This window comes from Actinophytocola sp., from assembly GCF_036378875.1.
Lineage (GTDB): Bacteria > Actinomycetota > Actinomycetes > Mycobacteriales > Pseudonocardiaceae > Actinophytocola.
Window position 1 is genome coordinate 42,610 of the sequence record NZ_DASUVO010000130.1, and the last position, 15,702, is coordinate 58,311.

The window sequence follows — 15,702 nt, forward strand, 5'->3', positions numbered from 1 at the left end:
TTCCGCGGCCGATCAACCCGCGTTGACCGTGAAGCCCTGCTTGGTGCCGTACTCGACCAGGGCGTCCTGCCAGGCGCGGAGCCCGGTGTCGAGATCGCTGTTGTTCACGTACGACTGACCCGCGGTGTCACTGAAGATGGTTTCGGCGTAGAGCTGGTAGGGCAGGTACTCCCAGCCGGCCGACACCTGGGTCGCGGCGGTGGTCAGCACCTCGTTGATCTTCTGGCCGCCGAAGTACGGCGAGGAGAACTCACGGAACTCGGTCGACTCGAGGTCTGCCTTGGTGGCGGGGAAGCCGCCGCTCTCCAGGAAGATGTCGATGCTGTCCTGCTCGTGGTTGAGCCAGCGGACGAACGCCGCGGCCAGGTCCGGGTTGCCGCTCTGCTTGAGCACCGACTGGGTGCTGCCGCCGTGCTCGGCGGTCGTCGGTTTGCCGTCATAGGTCGGAATCGGGGCCACGGCCCACTTGCCTGACGCCGCCTGCACCGACTCCATCAGGATGCCCGGCATCCACGCGCCGGCCACGACCGTGGCGATGGTCCCGTCGCCAAGCGCCCGGTACCACTCGTCGGTCCAGCCCGTGATGTTCGTGACCAGCCTGCCCTCGATGAGCTGGTTCCACAGCGCGGTCCACCGCTTCGTGCCTTCGTCCTGGAAGTTCACGCTGACCTCGCGGTCACCTTCCGTCTTGAACGGCCGTCCACCGGCCTGCCAGATCAGGCTCGTGGTGAAACCGGCGTCCCCGGCGTCCGAGGCGATGTACTTGGTCGGGTCCGCGGCATGCAGCTTCTGTGCCGCGGCAACGTACTCGTCCCAGGTCGTGGGGACCGCGATGTCGAACTGGGTGAAGACCTCCTTGTTGTAGAACATCGCCATGGGGCCGGAGTCCTGGGGCAGGCCGTAGATGCCCTCGCCGACGTGCACCGACTCCCACGTGGAAGCCGTGTAGTCGTCCGCGAACTCCTCGAAGCCGTACCCGGAGAGGTCGACGAGCGACCCCTGCAGGGCGAACTGGGGGAGCGCACGGTATTCGACCTGCGCCACGTCCGGGCCGCCGCGGCCGGCCTTGATCGCGTTCTGCAGGGCCGTGTAATGGTCCTCGCCGGTACCGACGTTCACGAAGTCGACCTTGACCTTCGGATACGCCTTCTCGAACGCGGCCGCCTGGTCCTTGCCCGACGGTGTCCAGCTCCAGTAGGTGAGCGTGCCGCCCTTCTCCAGTGCCGCGTCCAGCGCCTCGGGGGACGCGTTGCCGCCGGCCGCGGAGTCGTCGTCCGAGGCACAGCCCGCGAGCAGTAGGGCCAGCGAGGTCGCCGCGGCCGCGATCACCTTGCCGCGGCGTCGGTTTCGGGTCATGGGACGTCCTTCCGGTGGGCTGGGTACTTACTGCTTGACGCTGCCCGCGCTCAGGCCGGACTGCCAGAACCGTTGCAGGAGCAGGAAGGCGGCGATGAGCGGAATGATCGTGAGCAGTGACCCGGTGATCACGAGGTGGTACACCGGCTCCGCGCCGGCGCCTCGACCCTGTGCGCTCCAGTGGTTCAGGCCCACGGTCAGCGGATACCACTCCGGCTCGTTGATCATGATCAGCGGCAGGAAGTAGTTGTTCCATGTGGAGACCACGGCGAACAGCGCGACGGTCACGATGCCGGGCACGAGAAGCCGCAGCCCCACGGAGAAGAAGATCCGGATCTCGCCCGCGCCGTCGATCCGGGCCGCCTCGATCAGGTCGTCTGGCACCGCGTCGGTTGCGTAGATCCAGATGAGATAGAGGCCGAACGGGCTCACCAGCGACGGGATGATCACCGCCCACGGGGTGTTGGTCATGCCCATCGCACTGAACATCAGGAAGGTCGGCACGGCGAGCGCGGTACCGGGAATGGCGATCGCGCCGAGGATCACGGCGAACACCGCGCGCCGTCCACCGAACCGGTACTTGGCGAGGCCGTACCCGGCGGTGGTGGCCAGCAGGGTCGCCCCACCCGCGCCGGCCCCCACGTAGAGGAGCGTGTTGCCCAGCCACCGCAGGAAGACGCCGTTGTCGTAGGTGAACGTCTCGGCGATGTTGGCGAACAACGCGAACGACCCGCCGAACCACAGGCCGGGTGAGTCGAACAGCGCCGCCTGGGACTTGGTCGCGTTGATCACCAACCAGACCAGCGGCAACAGCGTGTAGACGAGGTACAGGGAGGCGACGCCGGTCAGCACCCTCGACTTGCCGGGCATCAGTGTCTTGTGTCGACTCACATGCTCCTCCGCGCGCCGCGCAGTTGCACCACGTAGGCGATGATCGCGGTGATGACTCCCATGACGATCGCGACGGTGGCCGCGTAGTTGTACTGCTGGCCGCCGAAGGAGAGGTAGAAGGCGTACATGTTGGGCGTGTAGTCCGTGGTCAGGACGTTGGGTATCAGCCCGCGCATGATGTTCGGCTCGATGAAGAGCTGGAAACTGCCGATGATCGAGAAGATCGTCGCGATCACGATGGCGCCGCGCAGGGCGGGTAGCTTGATGCTGAAGATCGTCCGGAACGGCCCGGCCCCGTCGATCGCGGCGGCCTCGTACAGCTCGCCGGACACGACCCGCAGCGCCGAATAAAAAATGATCATGTTGTAGCCGACGAACTCCCAGGTGACGATGTTGCCTATCGAGGGGAGTGCCCAGTCGAGCGACAGGGGTCGGACCTCGGTGCCGAACAGGTCGTTGAAGTCGGCGGCGAGACCGAAGTTGGTGCCGTACATGTAGCCCCACATCAGGGTGGCCACGACCGCGGGGACCGCGTACGGCAGGAAGATCACGATCCGGAAGAAGCCGGCCGCGTGCAGCCGGGCGCTGTCGATGGCCAGCGCGGCGACCAGGGCGAGCGCCAGCATGATCGGCACCTGGACGGCGAGGAAGATCATTACCCGGAGGAAGCCGTTCCAGAACCGGGTGTCGGCGAAGAGCTGTACGTAGTTGTCGAGACCGACGAAGGTCGTGCCCCCGAAGAAAGCCTGGTCCTGGAACAGGCTCAGCTGGACGGCGTAACCGATCGGCGCGAGGAAGGTTAGCGCGAACACGATCAGGAAGGGCACGACGAAGATCCAGCCGCGCCGGTCGAGTCGCCGACGGGAACCGCGTCGGTGGCCGGTGCTCGGATTCGACGTCACTGTCGTCCTTCGCGTCAATTGTTCACGTTAACAATTTGCGGCGAAGTTACCGCGTCGCCGTCCACATGTCCAGATCAAGGAGGTGTCGGTAGGCCCTGCAAACGATTGACAGTCAGGGATGACTGTGAAAAGTCCTGGCATGTCGCGGGCCGCACAGCGTGAGGCGACGCGGCGTCGGATTCGGCGGGTCGCGGTGGACATGTTGGTCGAGCGCGGGCTCGCGGCGACGACGACCGTCGAGGTGCAGCGCGCCGGTGGGTTCAGCCGGGGCGCGTTGCTGCATCACTTTCCGACCCGCGAGGCGATGCTCGGGGCCACGATCCGCACCCTGATGGAGCGCAACGAAACGGCGGTGCGCCAGGCCGAGGCCGAGGTGTCGCCGGACCTGGACCGTGTCGAGCGGGCGATCCGGGTGCTCTGCGCGTCCGTGGTGCGTCCGGCGTTCGTCGCGGAGTTGGAGTTGTGGGCGGCGGCACGGACGGACACCGCGTTGCGGGACGTGTTGCGGCGTGAGGAGAAGCGTGCGCGGGTGGACCTGTACCGGGTCGTCGGCGACGTGTTCGGCGACGATCTCGCCGCCGCCGAGCGATACCCGCTCGTGGCGTCGCTGACCGTGCAGTTCCTGCGTGGCCTGGCGATTTCCGATGTGCTGCGCGGTGAGCGAGGTGCCGAGCGGCTGGTCACGGCCTGGGTCGAGGTCGTCAGGGCCATGCTGGAAGGGAGCGACCGGTGAGCGAGGTCATCACCTACGAGGTGCGGGACCGCAAGGCCTACCTGACGTTGAACCGGCCCGACCGGTTGAACGCGATCACCACGGAGATGGCGGGCCGGTTGCGGGAGCTGGTCGACCGGGCCAACGAGGATCCCGAGGTACACGTGGTGGTGCTGCAGGGCGCCGGGCGCGCGTTCAGCGCTGGGTACGACCTCAAGCAGTACGCGGAGCAGGGCGACCTGACCCAGTCACCGGTCTGGGATCCGATCCAGGACTACCAACGGATGAAACGCAACACCGACGACTTCTTCACCCTGTGGCGGTCGCTGAAGCCGACCGTCGCGAAGGTGCGCGGGTACGCCGTGGCCGGCGGCAGTGATATCGCGCTGTCCTGCGACCTCGTGGTGATGGCCGAGGACGCGCGGATCGGGTACATGCCGGCCCGGGTGTGGGGTTGTCCGACGACCGCGATGTGGGTGTACCGGTTGGGTGCCGAGCGGGCGAAACGGATGCTGCTGACCGGGGACACGATCGACGGCGCGACCGCCGCCGCGTGGGGCCTTGTCGTGCAGGCGGTTCCGGAAGCCGAGCTGGACGACGCGGTGGAGGCGCTGGCCGACCGGATCGCCGGCGTCCCGGTCAACCAGCTGGTCATGCAGAAGCTGATGATCAACCAGGCGTACGACAACATGGGCCTGCAGGGCACACAGCTCATCGCCACGCTGTTCGACGGGATCACCCGGCACTCCCCGGAGGGCCGCTGGTTCCAGGAGTTCGCCGCGCGGCACGGGTTTCCCGCCGCGGTGCGGTGGCGCGACTCCGGCCGTCCGATTCCCGACGGTGGCGGCCCGATCCCCACCGCCGCCGAACTCGAGGAGGAGTGAACGGTGGCAGACCTCGCGTACTGGCCCGCCGACACCAGCCAACCCGTGCTCGAGCTGACCACAGGGGACCTGCTGCGTCAGGCCGCCGCCGACGCCGGCGAGCAGACCGCGCTCGTCGAGGTCGCGCCGCGCGACAGCCCGTCCCTGTCCGGCGCCGACCGCACCGACCGACAGTGGACCTACCGCGAGTTGCTGGCACAGGCGGAGCAGTGTGCGCACTGGCTGCTGACCCGGTTCGCGCCGGGGGAGCGGATCACCGTGTGGGCGCCGAACATTCCGGAGTGGATCACCTGGGGCCGCCCACGTGCGGGTGGGCTCCCTCGACGTGGCCGAGCGCCATCTGTGGACCGCGCTCTCCTTCGCGCGGCAGGCGGAACGTGCCAGCCTGGTCGCCGACGCCGAACGGGCGCTTGGATGGGTGCTCGGCCAGCGTGGTGCTCTGGTGAGCGCGCTTGCGGCACACCCGTGAGGCGCTGAAGTACTACCGCGCCACCGGCAACGGCATGCGTCAGGCCGACGCGCTCAACTCGCTCGGCTGGTACTCCGCCCGGCTGGGCCGTCCCGCCGATGGCCGGGAGTACTGCGAGCAGGCGTTGCTGCTGTGCCGGCGACACGACCACAGCAGAGGGGAGACGGTGACACACACGCGGCGCTCGGGGACAGCCGGGGCGGCCCGGCGCGCGTGGGAGCAGGCCCGTGACCTGTACCGCGCGCACCGACAACCGCGGGACGCCGAGCGGCTGGACGAGAAACTGGCGCCGTTGCCGGCGAGCAGCTAATGCGGTTTTTCAACGTTGATATTGTTTCGCTTCGTCAACGTCGGAGTTGTCAACGCGAAATCATCGAAGAAAACGGGGAAGCGCCAACCGTGGACATGGAGTTGCCCAGGGGTCTGGGGGGTCATACGCTGGCGGCGAACTCCGGAGTTCGAGAACTGGTCCGGGAACTGGGGGGACAGCGTGAGGCAGTCGTGTGCGCCCGCGGTGCTCACGCGCATCGTCCCTGATCTGTGAGGGCCCGTACGGGGAGTAGTCAGACGATGCCTGTTGACTCCAAAGTAGGCACGGCCCCTCTGGTCGGCCGGAGTGCGACGGTGCGGTCGTTCATGCGGATGGTCGAGGCGACCTCCGAGGGTGAGTTCCAGTTCCTCGCGCTGGTGGGGGAACCCGGTGTGGGAAAGACGCGGTTGCTGGGTGAGCTGGCCAGTCGGGCCGGTGCGCAGGGGCTGACCACGTTGTGGGGCAGAGCGGCGGAGTTCGAGCAGGTCATGCCGTTCAGCGCGTTGGTGGACGCGTTGGACGATCATCTTGAGTCGAGCCGGGGGCGGATCGCCGGCCGGTTCGGCGCCGCGCAGCGTCGGCTGTTGGCCACGGTGTTTCCCGCGTTGACGGCCAATTCGAGCGAGGTCGACCTGGACGAGCACGCCGACCGGGACGGGATCGCCCGGTTGCGGCTGTACCGGGCGTTGCGGCAGCTGGTCGACGAGCTGGCGGCACCCGACGGGCTGGCGCTGCTGCTGGACGACGTGCACTGGGCCGACCCGGGCTCCGCGGAGTTCCTCGACCACCTGGTGCGCCACCCGCCGCGCGGTCGGGTGCTGGTGGCCGTGGCGTATCGGCCCGCCCAGGCGCCGCCGCGGGTCGCCGCGTTGGTCGCCGCGGCCGGCGGGCACCAGATCACGGTCGCTCCGCTCACCCCGGACGAGGTGGCGGAGTTCCTCGGTGAGGGTGTCAGCCGGGCGCGTGGTCGGGCGTTGTACGAGGCCAGCGGCGGCAATCCCTTCTATCTCGAGGCGCTGGCGCGCATGCAGCGGCTGGAGGGTGCTGAGCTGCCCGCGTCGGTGCGTGCGGTCCTGCAGGTGGAGCTGGGCGATCTGTCGTCGGACTCGCTGCGGTTGGCGCACGCGGCGGCGGTGGCCGGGGACGAGTTCGAGCCCGCGCTGATGGCCGTCGCCGCGGAGATGCCGGAGGCGGCGCTGCTGACCGCCCTGAACGACCTGGTGGCGCGGGACATCCTGCGGCAGGCGACGTCCGGCCGGTTCCGGTTCCGGCATCCGCTGGTGCGGCAGGCCGCCTACGAGTACGCCGAGGCGGGCTGGCGGCTCGGTGCGCACGCGCGGTTGGCCGCGCACCTGGCACGGGTCGGCGCGCCGGCCACCGTCCAGGCCCACCACGTCGAACGTTCCTGCACGTTCGGTGATCAGCAGGCCATCACCACGTTGGTGACCGCCGCGCGTGCTGTTGCCGCGCACGCGCCGGAGACCTGCGCGCACTGGCTGCGGATCGCGCTCGGGCTGCTGCCGGTGGAGCCGGGCACGCTGGAGCAGCGGTTGGAGCTGCTCATGGAGCTGTGCCGGGCATTGAGCGTCAGCGGCCGGTTGGCCGAGGGCCGCGACACCGCCCGAGAGCTGCTCGCGCTGCTGCCGGCCGACCAGTACGCCCGCCGGGCGCGGGCGGCCCGGATCTGCGCGGTGATGGAACGCCAGCTCGACCGGCCGCACGAGGCCCGTGCCCTGCTGCTGGACGAGCTTTCCAGGATGCCGAACCCGCGCGCGGACGCCGCGATCCCGCTGAGGATGCGGCTCGTCGTGGAAAGCCTGATGCGGGTGGACTTCCGGGCCGCTCAGGCGGTGCTGGACCTGATGCCCGACTCCGGCGAGGGCTGGGAGCCCGGGCTCGACGTGGCCGTCGCCGCGTTGCGCCCGATGTCCGCGTACGCCGCCGGGCGGATCGCGGACGCGCAGGGTCTGGCGGACACCGCGGAACGTCTGGTCGGCGCGGCCGCGGACAGTCATCTGGCCGAGTGGCTGGACACGATGGCCTGGTTGTGTTGGGCGGACACCTGCCTGGGCCGATACCCGGTGGCGCTCAAGCATTTCGACCGTTCCGCCGGCCTGGCCCGCTCGACCGGGCAGGCGTACGTGGAGACCAACCTGCTCGCAGGCAAGGCCAGGACGCTGATCGCGCTGGGCCGCCTGCCGGACGCGTTGGCGACGGTGGAGGAGTCGATCGACGGCGCCCGGCTGATCGGGTCGGGCCAGCAGCTGGTGTTCGCGCTCACCCAGCGGTGTCTGGCGTTGGCGTGGTCCGGTGACCACGACGCGGCGCTGGCGGTGGGGGAGGACGCGGTCACCACGGTCGTGGGCAGCCATGAGGTCTGGGGCTACATGGCGCAGAACGCCCGCGGCGTGGCCATGATCGCAGCGGGACGGCTGGACGAGGGCGTCGAGGCGCTCATCGCGTCCTGCGCCGACTTCAAGAACCCCAAGATCGACAGGGCCACGCTGGTGGCCACCTGTGAGCTGCTGGCCCAGGTCGAGACCGCGCAGGGCCGCGACGGCGCCCGGTGGGCCGAGATGGCCGCCGATCTCGACGACCCCGGGTTGCCCGTGTTCACCGGTCTGGTGACCCTGGCCCGAGCGCATGTCACCCGTCCGGGTGACCCCGCCGCCGCGGCCGCGCTGGCGGAGGAGGCCGCGAGCCGGCTCACCGCGGGGCAACGGCGTCTGGACATCGGACGCGCTCTGCTCACGGCGGGCCTCGCCCATGAGGAGGCCGGCCGCGCCGACCTGGCGCGAGCACGTCTGCGCGAGGCGACCGACATCTTCCTCGCGTGCGGCGCCGCCGCGCTGGCGGCGCAGACCGTCCGCGAGCAACGGCGCCTCGGCGTCCGCGTGCCCGCCCCGGCCGCCGCCGGGCGGACCGGCTCACACGGACTGTCACCGCGTGAGCTGGAAATCGCGAGGCTGGTCACCCAGGGGCTCACCAACCAGAAGATCGCGGCCGAACTGTATCTGTCTGTCCGCACCGTCGAGACCCACCTGTCCCGGGTGTTCGCCAAACTCGGCGTCACCTCGCGCGCCGGGGTCGCTGCCATGCTGGCCCGCGAGTCCTGACCGCGTCCCGGTCGCGGAGGATGTACGGGGTTTCCACGATGCCGCGTGCTGTCGCGGTTCGCCATGCTGATAGCGGGGTTTTAGGGGGTTCGGATGAAACGTCGAATTGCGAGGTACACGCTGGAGGGAGTCTCGGGGGCCGAGATCTCAGTGCATCCGTTCACGACCGACGACGGGCTCGGTCTGCAGCTGACGAGGTTCCTCGCGGCCGAGTCCGACAACGTCGTCCTGCTCGTGCACGGGCTGAGCCAGTCAAGTGACATGTTCATCATGCCGGAGCACCGCAACCTGGTGAGCTTCCTGCACGCCCATGGCTTCGGGGACGTGTGGACGCTGGATCTGCGCATGAGCAACCGGTATCCGTACAACACGGAGACCGGCAGGCACACGCTGGACGACATCGCCGCGTTCGACCACCCGGCGGCCATCCGTGAACTCCGTCGTCACCTGGGGGGACGACGGCTTCACGTGGTGGCGCACTGCGTCGGGTCGTTGACGTTCCACATGAGTCTGTTCGGCGGGGTGATCGACGGGGTGGCCAGCCTGGTGGCCAACAGCGTCGGCCTGACCCCGCGTGTTCCGTCATGGTCCCAGGCCAAGCTCGCCGTCGCGGCCGCTCTCGACTACGGCGTCGGCCTGTCCTACCTGGACCCGCGGTTCAAGGAGGCGCCGCCGCTCACCCGGCGCTGGCTGCTGGCCCGCGCGGTCTCGCTGTCCCACCGGACGTGCGACGTGCCGGCCTGCCACATGCTGAGTTTCATGTGGGGCACCGGGAGTCCGGCGCTGTACGAGCACGCCAACCTCGCGCCCGAGACGCACACACACGAGCGTCTCGCCGACCTGCACGCCGCCGTGGACGTCGCCTACTACCAGCACATCGGCAAGATGGTGCGGGTGGGGAAGGCGGTCAAGTACGATCCGGCCGACCCGGCACACCGGGCGCTTCCCGACGACTACCTCGTGGATGTCGAGAGCGTCGAGACACCCGTGCTGTACCTGGCCGGGGACCGCAACAACGTCTTCGCCGACTCGAACGTCGTGTGTCACCGGCTCCTCAACGAGCGGGTGCCCGGGCGTCACGAGCTCGAGGTCCTGGACGGCTACGGGCACGTGGACCCGATCATCGGCAAGAACGCCCACATGGACGTGTTCCCCCGCATCGTGGACTTCCTCAAGCGGAACGGGGGGTAGGTCACGGTGGGCAACGAACACAACGAACACGTCGACGTTCTGGTCGTCGGGTCCGGCTTCGGCGGCTCGGTCGCCGCATACCGGATGGCGTCCGCCGGGTTGTCCGTCGTGGTGCTGGAACGTGGCCGCGCCTTCCCGCCTGGCACGTTCCCCAGGAGCCCCGCCGACATGGGTGCGGCTTTCTGGGATCCCCACGAGGGTCTGCACGGCATGTACGACGTGTGGAGCTTCAGCGGCTGCGACTCGGTCGTCGCGAGCGGGCTCGGCGGCGGCTCGCTCATCTACGCCAACGTGTTGCTGCGCAAGGACGAGCACTGGTTCGTGCACGAGGAGCCGGTCGGCGACGGCGGGTACGAGTCGTGGCCGGTGACCAGAGCGGACCTCGACCCGCACTACGACGCGGTCGAGGAGATGCTCGGGGCGACGCCGTACCCGTTCGAGAACGCCACCTACGCCCACACCCCGAAGACCATCGCGCTGCGGGACGCGGCCTCGGAACTGGGCCTCGACTGGCAGCTGCCGCCGCTCGCGATCAGCTTCGCTGGCAGGCCCGGCGACGAGCCCGGGCTCGCGTTGCCCATCGTCGAGCCGTCGTACGGCAACCTGCACGGGGCGCCCCGGCGAACCTGCCGGCTGTGCGGCGAGTGCGATCTGGGCTGCAACGACGGCGCCAAGAACAGCCTGGACCACACCTATCTCTCGGCGGCCAAGCACCACGGCGCGGACCTGCGCACACTCCACGAGGTACGGCAGGTCCGGCAGCGCTCCGGCGGCGGCTTCGCGGTGGACTACGTCCGGCACGACGGGACGGCCGGTGCCCGGACCATCGAGTGCGACCGACTGGTCCTGGCCGCCGGCACGCTCGGCACCACGCTTCTGCTGCTGCGCAGCCGAAGCGGACTGCCCGGGCTGTCCGGCGTACTCGGCAGCCGGTTCTCCGGCAACGGCGACGTGCTCGCGTTCCTGTTACGCGCCAGGGACCGCAGCAGGACCCGGGAGCTCGACGCGAGCCTCGGACCCGTGATCACCAGCGCGATCCGCCTGCCCGACAGCCTCGACGGCGACACCGGCAGGGGCGCCTACATCCAGGACGGTGGGCATCCCGCGTTCGTCGACTGGATGGTCGAAAGCGCCGACGTGCGGAACAACGTCATGCGGGTCTCGCGGTTCGTGATGAACCGGATCTGGGCGTCGCTCACCGGCGACAAGAACATGTCCGCGGAGATCTCCGACCTGTTCCGGAACGCGGACCTGTCGGCGAACTCGTTGCCGCTGCTGGGGATGGGCCGGGACCTGCCGAACGGCCAGTTGAAGTTGAAGGGCGGAAAGCTCGACGTCGAGTGGGACCCGGCGGCGAGCACCGAGTACTTCGACCGGCTGGAGACGACCATGCGGCGGATCGCGGACGTGCTCGGCGCCGAGTACTCCGGACTGCCCGCCTGGCTGGGAAAACGGTTCATCACGGTGCACCCGCTCGGCGGCGCGACCATGGGGCGCCACCGAGGAGAAGGCGTCTGCGACGAGTACGGCGAGGTCTTCGACCACCCTGGGCTGTACATCGCGGACGGGGCGGTCATGCCGGGACCGGTGGGGGCGAACCCGTCGCTGACCATCGCCGCGATGGCCGACCGGATGTCCACCCGCCTGCTGGAAACCCGCCCGATGCGGACGACAAGCCTGGCCCAACCAGTGAAGATGAGGGAACCGACGTCACTGTCGTTCGAGGAGGAGATGGCGGGGTTCGTCGTCCTCGGCGCCTCCGACCCGCGGTCGGCGAAGCGGTCGGCGAAGCGGTCGGAGGGGGAGCGGCTGTCGTTCCGCCTCACCATTCGCGTCGACGACATGGACGCCTTCCTCGAGCATCCCGACCACCTCGCCCGAGCCGAGGGCTGGGTGGAGGCCGCGTGCTGCGGCGGGCGGCGCCCGGTCGAACGCGGCTGGTTCAACCTGTTCATGCCGAGCGACTCGGCTGGCAGCCGGGTCATGCGCTACCAGCTGTGGTTCACCGACAGCGAAGGTCGGCCCCGCACGCTCAGCGGCAGGAAGGACGTCCGCGACGGCCCCGTCACCCGGTTATGGCACGACACGTCCACTCTGTACACCCGACTGATGCGGGGCCACGTCCCGCCGGACGGTGACAGCGCGGAGGTCGACGGCGCGGGAACACTGCACATCAACCCGTTGCACCTGGCCGCGACCCTGACAAGCTTCCGAGCCGACGGCCCACACCCGGTCGCCGCACTGGCCCGCTTCGGCAGGTTCTTCGTCGGCCAGCTGTGGGACGTCTACGGACCGGGGTAACTGGGGGTGCCCCATTAGTGGCCGATCGGAGCAGCGAGGGGGGCAGCTCCGATCGGCCACGCCGCATGGACGGGCTAGTTCCTGAACGACGCGCTCGTGTCGGTGAACCCAGATCCACCCATGGTCTTGGTGGCCCTTAGCGCGGCCTGGTGGACTCGCTGCGGGGTTCGGCCGGCGGCCGTGCGAGGAAGGCGTCCTTGATCACCGCCAGCGTGAGAGGCGTCCTTCACCACACCGCTCAAGTCGCGCTGGCCGTTCACGAATGGCGCGTTCACGCTGCGGGCGATGTCTCGAAAGACGCGCTCATGTCGTTGAACGTCCCGATCGCGTCTTTCATGACACCGGCCATGTCCCGATGCGTCTTTCGGGACAGCCGTCAAGCTCGGTTCCGCTTCGTGCGTTGGGGTTTGAGTTGGCGCAGGGTGTAGCCGTGGCCCGTCGGGTCGACGGCCTGGGTGGTTTTCTTGAAGAGGTACTCGGCCCGCTCGTAGGAAAGGCGCCTGCGGCCGGTTTCCGGGCACAGGTCCGCCGATGCCGCGGGACGGGCCGGTGCGGGGCGTCGGTCGGCGAGGAACAGGGGTCCGTGGCTGCGGCCGGCCACGAGTTCGGGGAGCAGACGAGCGGTCCCGGATCGCCAGTTGACCCACACCTCGCCGACGCGTGCGCGCCGGTCGTCCAGGTCGAGGTGCTCCACGTTCAGTGACAGCGCCACCTGGACCCCGGTACCGGACTCGTGCAGCAGCCGCCACAGGGTGTGTTCCCGGAGCGGCAGGTTCGGCAGCCGCCACAATGCCTCGATCTCCTCGGGGCCGATCGTCCTTGTGGGGGCCGGAGACTCGGTTCGGCGTGCCACGCCCGCGGTGAGGTCGTCGAGGTCGGCCCATGCGCCGAAGGTCCGTGCGGCCGACCGGTGCCGGTTCCACGTTCTCGGTGCCGCCTGTCCCCACGCCGTCGCGAACACCTGGGTCACCTGGTCGGTGGTCAGTGACGACAGGGGAACCTGGCCGCCGAGTGCCCGGCACAGGCGACGCAACGTCTGCCCGTAGGAGCGAGCTGTCTGGGAGTCGAGACCGCCCAGGAACTCCTCGGTGGCGCGTTCGAGGGTCATGCCAGGGCTGTCGTCGGTCGCCAGCTGGTCCGCGCGGCGGAGTAGGAAAGCCCGTTCCGCGGCGTTGCGGGTGAGGTCGGCGGCTCGCTCGAACTCGCGCCTCGCTTCTGCGGCACGGCCGAGCCGGAGCAGGAGATCGCCCCGGACGGCCGGCAGGAGGTGGTAGTCGCGCAGCGACGGATCCGCGGTTAGGGCATCGACGAACGCCAGCCCCGCCTCGGGTCCGTGAGCCATGCCGATCGCCACCGCCCGGTTGAGGTGGACGACGGGGGTCGGCCGGAGCTGGGCCAGCGCGTTGTACAGCGTCGCGATCTGCGGCCAGTCGGTGTCCTCGGCGGTCCGCGCCTGCGCGTGGCAGACCGCGATGGCCGCCTGCAGCACATACGGCCCGGGTCGCCCACCGAGGTCCCGCGCCCGCAGCATCGCCGTGAACCCGCGGCGGATGAGGAGTAGGTCCCAGCGGCCCCGGTTCTGCTCGTGCAGCTGGATGGGCTCGCCGTTCGGACCGGTCCGAGCCGCCGAGCGGGACGCCTGGATCTCCATCAACGCGACGAGGCCGTGCACCTCGGCCTGGTCCGGCGCCAGCTCGGCCAGCAGCCGACCGAGACGCAGTGCCTCGAGGCACAGACCAGGGCGCACCAGGTCGTCGCCGGCCGTCGCCGAGTAGCCCTCGTTGAAGATCAGGTAGATGACCTCGAGCACCGAGGCGAGTCGTGCCACCAGCTCCGCGGGTGCCGGCAGTTCGAACGGCACCCGCTCGCGGGCCAGCGTCCGCTTCGCCTCGGCGATGCGCCGGGTGACCCTCGGCTCGTTGTCGAGGAAGGCACGCGCGATCTCCTCGGCCGTCAGACCACCCACGAGCCGCAAGGTGAGCGCGACGCGTGCCTCGGTCGGCAACACCGGGTGGCAGGACATGAACATCAGCCGCAGGACGTCGTCGGAGGACTCGGGGAGCTCCTCCCGCAGGCCCGCCTCGCGCGCCAGCTCGGCCTGCTTGGTCTCAAGCCGCTGGGCACGCCGGATGTGATCGACGGCGCGACGCTTGGCCGCGGTCGTCAGCCACGCGCCGGGATTGTCCGGGACACCCGCCGTCGGCCACTGCTCCAGCGCCGCGACCAGCGCGTCCTGTGCCAACTCCTCCGCGAGGCCGACGTCGTGGACCATGCGGGTGAGGGCAGCGATGATCGTGGCCGACTCGAGCTTCCAGATCGCGTCGACCGCGCCGTGCGCGTCGCTCACGGGGTGCCGGCCCAAGGCGAGCCGGGCCGGCACCGAAACCGAGTCACGGGCCGAAGACCTCCTGGATCACGCTCTCCCCGTCGCCCACGATCCGGCGGAAGCGGCGAGCCAGCTCGATCGCCTCCTCTTTGGACCGGACCTCGACCAGCGCGAACCCGGCCACCGCCTCCTTGGCCTCGGTGAACGGCCCGTCCGTCACCGTGATCTCGCCGTCGGCGGACGTGAGGCGGACACCGCTCGGTGCGAGTCCGCCGGTGGCCAACAGGACACCGTTGGCGGTCATCTCCTCGATGAAGGCCGCCATCTCGGTGAACAGCTTCTCGTCGGGAGCGTCGCCGCCCTTGGACGTCATCAGGTAGCGCATGGCGTTTCTCCTCAATCGTTCCGCTCTGCGTGCACCGCTCCGTCGAACAAGGACATGTGACAGGGAATGTACTCGTTCCCTGTCACATGTCCGGATCGACGTGGAGGTGACCGCAACCTCAGAGAGGAACCAGTCATGAACATCACCGCTTCGACCACCAGGACACTGACCACCAGGACCCTGCTCACGTGCGTGGCCGTCGCGGGTCCGCTGTGGACCGTCGGGTCCGTCGCGCAGGCCGCGGCACGCGAGGGCTTCGACATCACCCGCCACCCGCTCAGCGCGTTGAGCAACGGCACCCTCGGGTGGCTGCAGATCGTGAACTTCCTCGTGGCCGGGGTGCTGACGGTCATCGGGGCGACTGGCCTGCGCCGGGTGATGCACGACCGGCCGGGCGGCACATGGGCGCCCAGGCTGGTCCGGGTCAGCGGGTTCGGGCTGATCGCCGCCGGAGTGTTCACAATGGACCCTGCCGACGGCTTCCCGATCGGCACACCGGCGGGGATGCCCGCCGCGCTCAGCTGGCACAGCTACGGGCACATGCTGGCCGGCGCTGTCTCGTTCGCCGCACTGATCGCCGCCTGCTATGTGCTGGGCCGCCACTTCAGTCGTGCCGGCGACCACCGTTCCGCCGTTCTGTCCCGGATCGCCGGCAGCGCACTGGTGATCGGCGACGGCTGGGCCATGACCGGCGGCCGGGCCGGTTCGCTCACCCTCGCCGTCGGCGCGATCATCGCGATGCTCTGGATCGCGGCCGTGGCCGCTCGCTACCGGCGCACCTCCTGGCGCGTCGCAAAAAGGACGAACACGGTCAGATCGACGCTTTCGGGTGCTTGAACTCCGGACAACTCTCCGATAT

Annotated in this window: 13 protein-coding genes; 8 read left to right on the plus strand and 5 right to left on the minus strand. The window is 69.5% G+C overall.

Translation table 11 applies throughout. From position 1 onward, the window contains the following. Nucleotides 1–12: 12 nt before the first annotated feature. The 3 genes from VF106_RS37360 to VF106_RS37370 are packed head-to-tail and all read right to left on the minus strand — an operon-like array spanning nucleotide 13 to nucleotide 3,149. Nucleotides 13–1,356: an ABC transporter substrate-binding protein gene (locus tag VF106_RS37360; RefSeq protein WP_330844688.1), complete on the minus strand. Its 1,344-nt coding sequence runs from the start codon at nucleotides 1,354–1,356 to the stop codon at nucleotides 13–15. A gap of 27 nt (nucleotides 1,357–1,383) precedes the next feature. Continuing rightward, a complete protein-coding gene (locus VF106_RS37365; RefSeq protein ID WP_330844880.1) occupies nucleotides 1,384–2,226 on the minus strand; it encodes a carbohydrate ABC transporter permease in 843 nt (280 codons plus the stop codon). A gap of 17 nt (nucleotides 2,227–2,243) precedes the next feature. Beyond that, entirely contained in the window at nucleotides 2,244–3,149 is a 906-nt protein-coding gene (locus VF106_RS37370; RefSeq protein ID WP_330844689.1) for a carbohydrate ABC transporter permease, read from the minus strand. 139 nt (nucleotides 3,150–3,288) lie between these two features. On the opposite strand from VF106_RS37370, the gene VF106_RS37375 reads away from it, so the two are divergent. The 7 genes from VF106_RS37375 to VF106_RS37405 all read left to right on the plus strand — a co-directional run bounded on the left by VF106_RS37375 (nucleotide 3,289) and on the right by VF106_RS37405 (nucleotide 12,132). Beyond that, entirely contained in the window at nucleotides 3,289–3,882 is a 594-nt protein-coding gene (locus tag VF106_RS37375) for a TetR family transcriptional regulator (protein ID WP_330844690.1), read from the plus strand. After that, the gene (locus VF106_RS37380; protein WP_330844691.1) at nucleotides 3,879–4,745 is read left to right on the plus strand and encodes a crotonase/enoyl-CoA hydratase family protein; all 867 of its coding nucleotides are present in this window, start codon (nucleotides 3,879–3,881) and stop codon (nucleotides 4,743–4,745) included. Before VF106_RS37375 ends, VF106_RS37380 begins: the two co-directional genes overlap by 4 nt. A 3-nt stretch (nucleotides 4,746–4,748) precedes the next feature. Beyond that, nucleotides 4,749–5,222: an AMP-binding protein gene (locus tag VF106_RS37385; RefSeq protein WP_330844692.1), complete on the plus strand. Its 474-nt coding sequence runs from the start codon at nucleotides 4,749–4,751 to the stop codon at nucleotides 5,220–5,222. Then, a complete protein-coding gene (locus VF106_RS37390; RefSeq protein ID WP_330844693.1) occupies nucleotides 5,198–5,524 on the plus strand; it encodes a hypothetical protein in 327 nt (108 codons plus the stop codon). The genes VF106_RS37385 and VF106_RS37390 overlap by 25 nt, the downstream gene beginning before the upstream one ends. Before the next feature lie 260 nt (nucleotides 5,525–5,784). Beyond that, on the plus strand, nucleotides 5,785–8,640 hold the full coding sequence (locus VF106_RS37395; protein ID WP_330844694.1) for a helix-turn-helix transcriptional regulator: 2,856 nt from the start codon (nucleotides 5,785–5,787) through the stop codon (nucleotides 8,638–8,640). Nucleotides 8,641–8,733: 93 nt separating this feature from the next. After that, nucleotides 8,734–9,831 carry an alpha/beta hydrolase gene (locus VF106_RS37400; RefSeq protein WP_330844695.1) on the plus strand — a complete coding sequence of 366 codons (1,098 nt, stop codon included), beginning with the start codon at nucleotides 8,734–8,736 and terminating at the stop codon, nucleotides 9,829–9,831. A 6-nt stretch (nucleotides 9,832–9,837) separates the two neighbouring features. Next, the gene (locus VF106_RS37405; RefSeq protein WP_330844696.1) at nucleotides 9,838–12,132 is read left to right on the plus strand and encodes a GMC oxidoreductase; all 2,295 of its coding nucleotides are present in this window, start codon (nucleotides 9,838–9,840) and stop codon (nucleotides 12,130–12,132) included. Between the two features lie 376 nt (nucleotides 12,133–12,508). On the opposite strand, the gene VF106_RS37410 is transcribed toward VF106_RS37405, so the two are convergent. Together VF106_RS37410 and VF106_RS37415 are read right to left on the minus strand one after the other, a co-directional pair. After that, nucleotides 12,509–14,479, minus strand: a complete 1,971-nt coding sequence (locus tag VF106_RS37410; protein ID WP_330844698.1) for a DUF6596 domain-containing protein — start codon at nucleotides 14,477–14,479, stop codon at nucleotides 12,509–12,511. A 43-nt stretch (nucleotides 14,480–14,522) separates the two neighbouring features. Then, complete coding sequence (locus VF106_RS37415) at nucleotides 14,523–14,843, minus strand: YciI family protein (protein ID WP_330844699.1); 321 nt, start codon at nucleotides 14,841–14,843, stop codon at nucleotides 14,523–14,525. Nucleotides 14,844–14,978: 135 nt separating this feature from the next. Between VF106_RS37415 and VF106_RS37420 the strand changes: the two genes are divergently transcribed. Next, nucleotides 14,979–15,680, plus strand: coding sequence for a DUF998 domain-containing protein (locus tag VF106_RS37420; protein WP_330844700.1), 702 nt, complete (start codon nucleotides 14,979–14,981; stop codon nucleotides 15,678–15,680). Nucleotides 15,681–15,702: the final 22 nt, after the last annotated feature.

Bases quoted from the DNA above. Each gene is read 5' to 3' on its own strand.
- VF106_RS37375 (WP_330844690.1), top strand. From the start codon at position 3,289: ATGTCGCGGGCCGCACAGCGTGAGGCGACGCGGCGTCGGATTCGGCGG.
- VF106_RS37395 (WP_330844694.1), top strand. From the start codon at position 5,785: ATGCCTGTTGACTCCAAAGTAGGCACGGCCCCTCTGGTCGGCCGGAGT.
- VF106_RS37365 (WP_330844880.1), bottom strand. From the start codon at position 2,226: ATGCCCGGCAAGTCGAGGGTGCTGACCGGCGTCGCCTCCCTGTACCTC.
- VF106_RS37400 (WP_330844695.1), top strand. From the start codon at position 8,734: ATGAAACGTCGAATTGCGAGGTACACGCTGGAGGGAGTCTCGGGGGCC.
- VF106_RS37360 (WP_330844688.1), bottom strand. From the start codon at position 1,356: ATGACCCGAAACCGACGCCGCGGCAAGGTGATCGCGGCCGCGGCGACC.
- VF106_RS37415 (WP_330844699.1), bottom strand. From the start codon at position 14,843: ATGCGCTACCTGATGACGTCCAAGGGCGGCGACGCTCCCGACGAGAAG.
- VF106_RS37420 (WP_330844700.1), top strand. From the start codon at position 14,979: ATGAACATCACCGCTTCGACCACCAGGACACTGACCACCAGGACCCTG.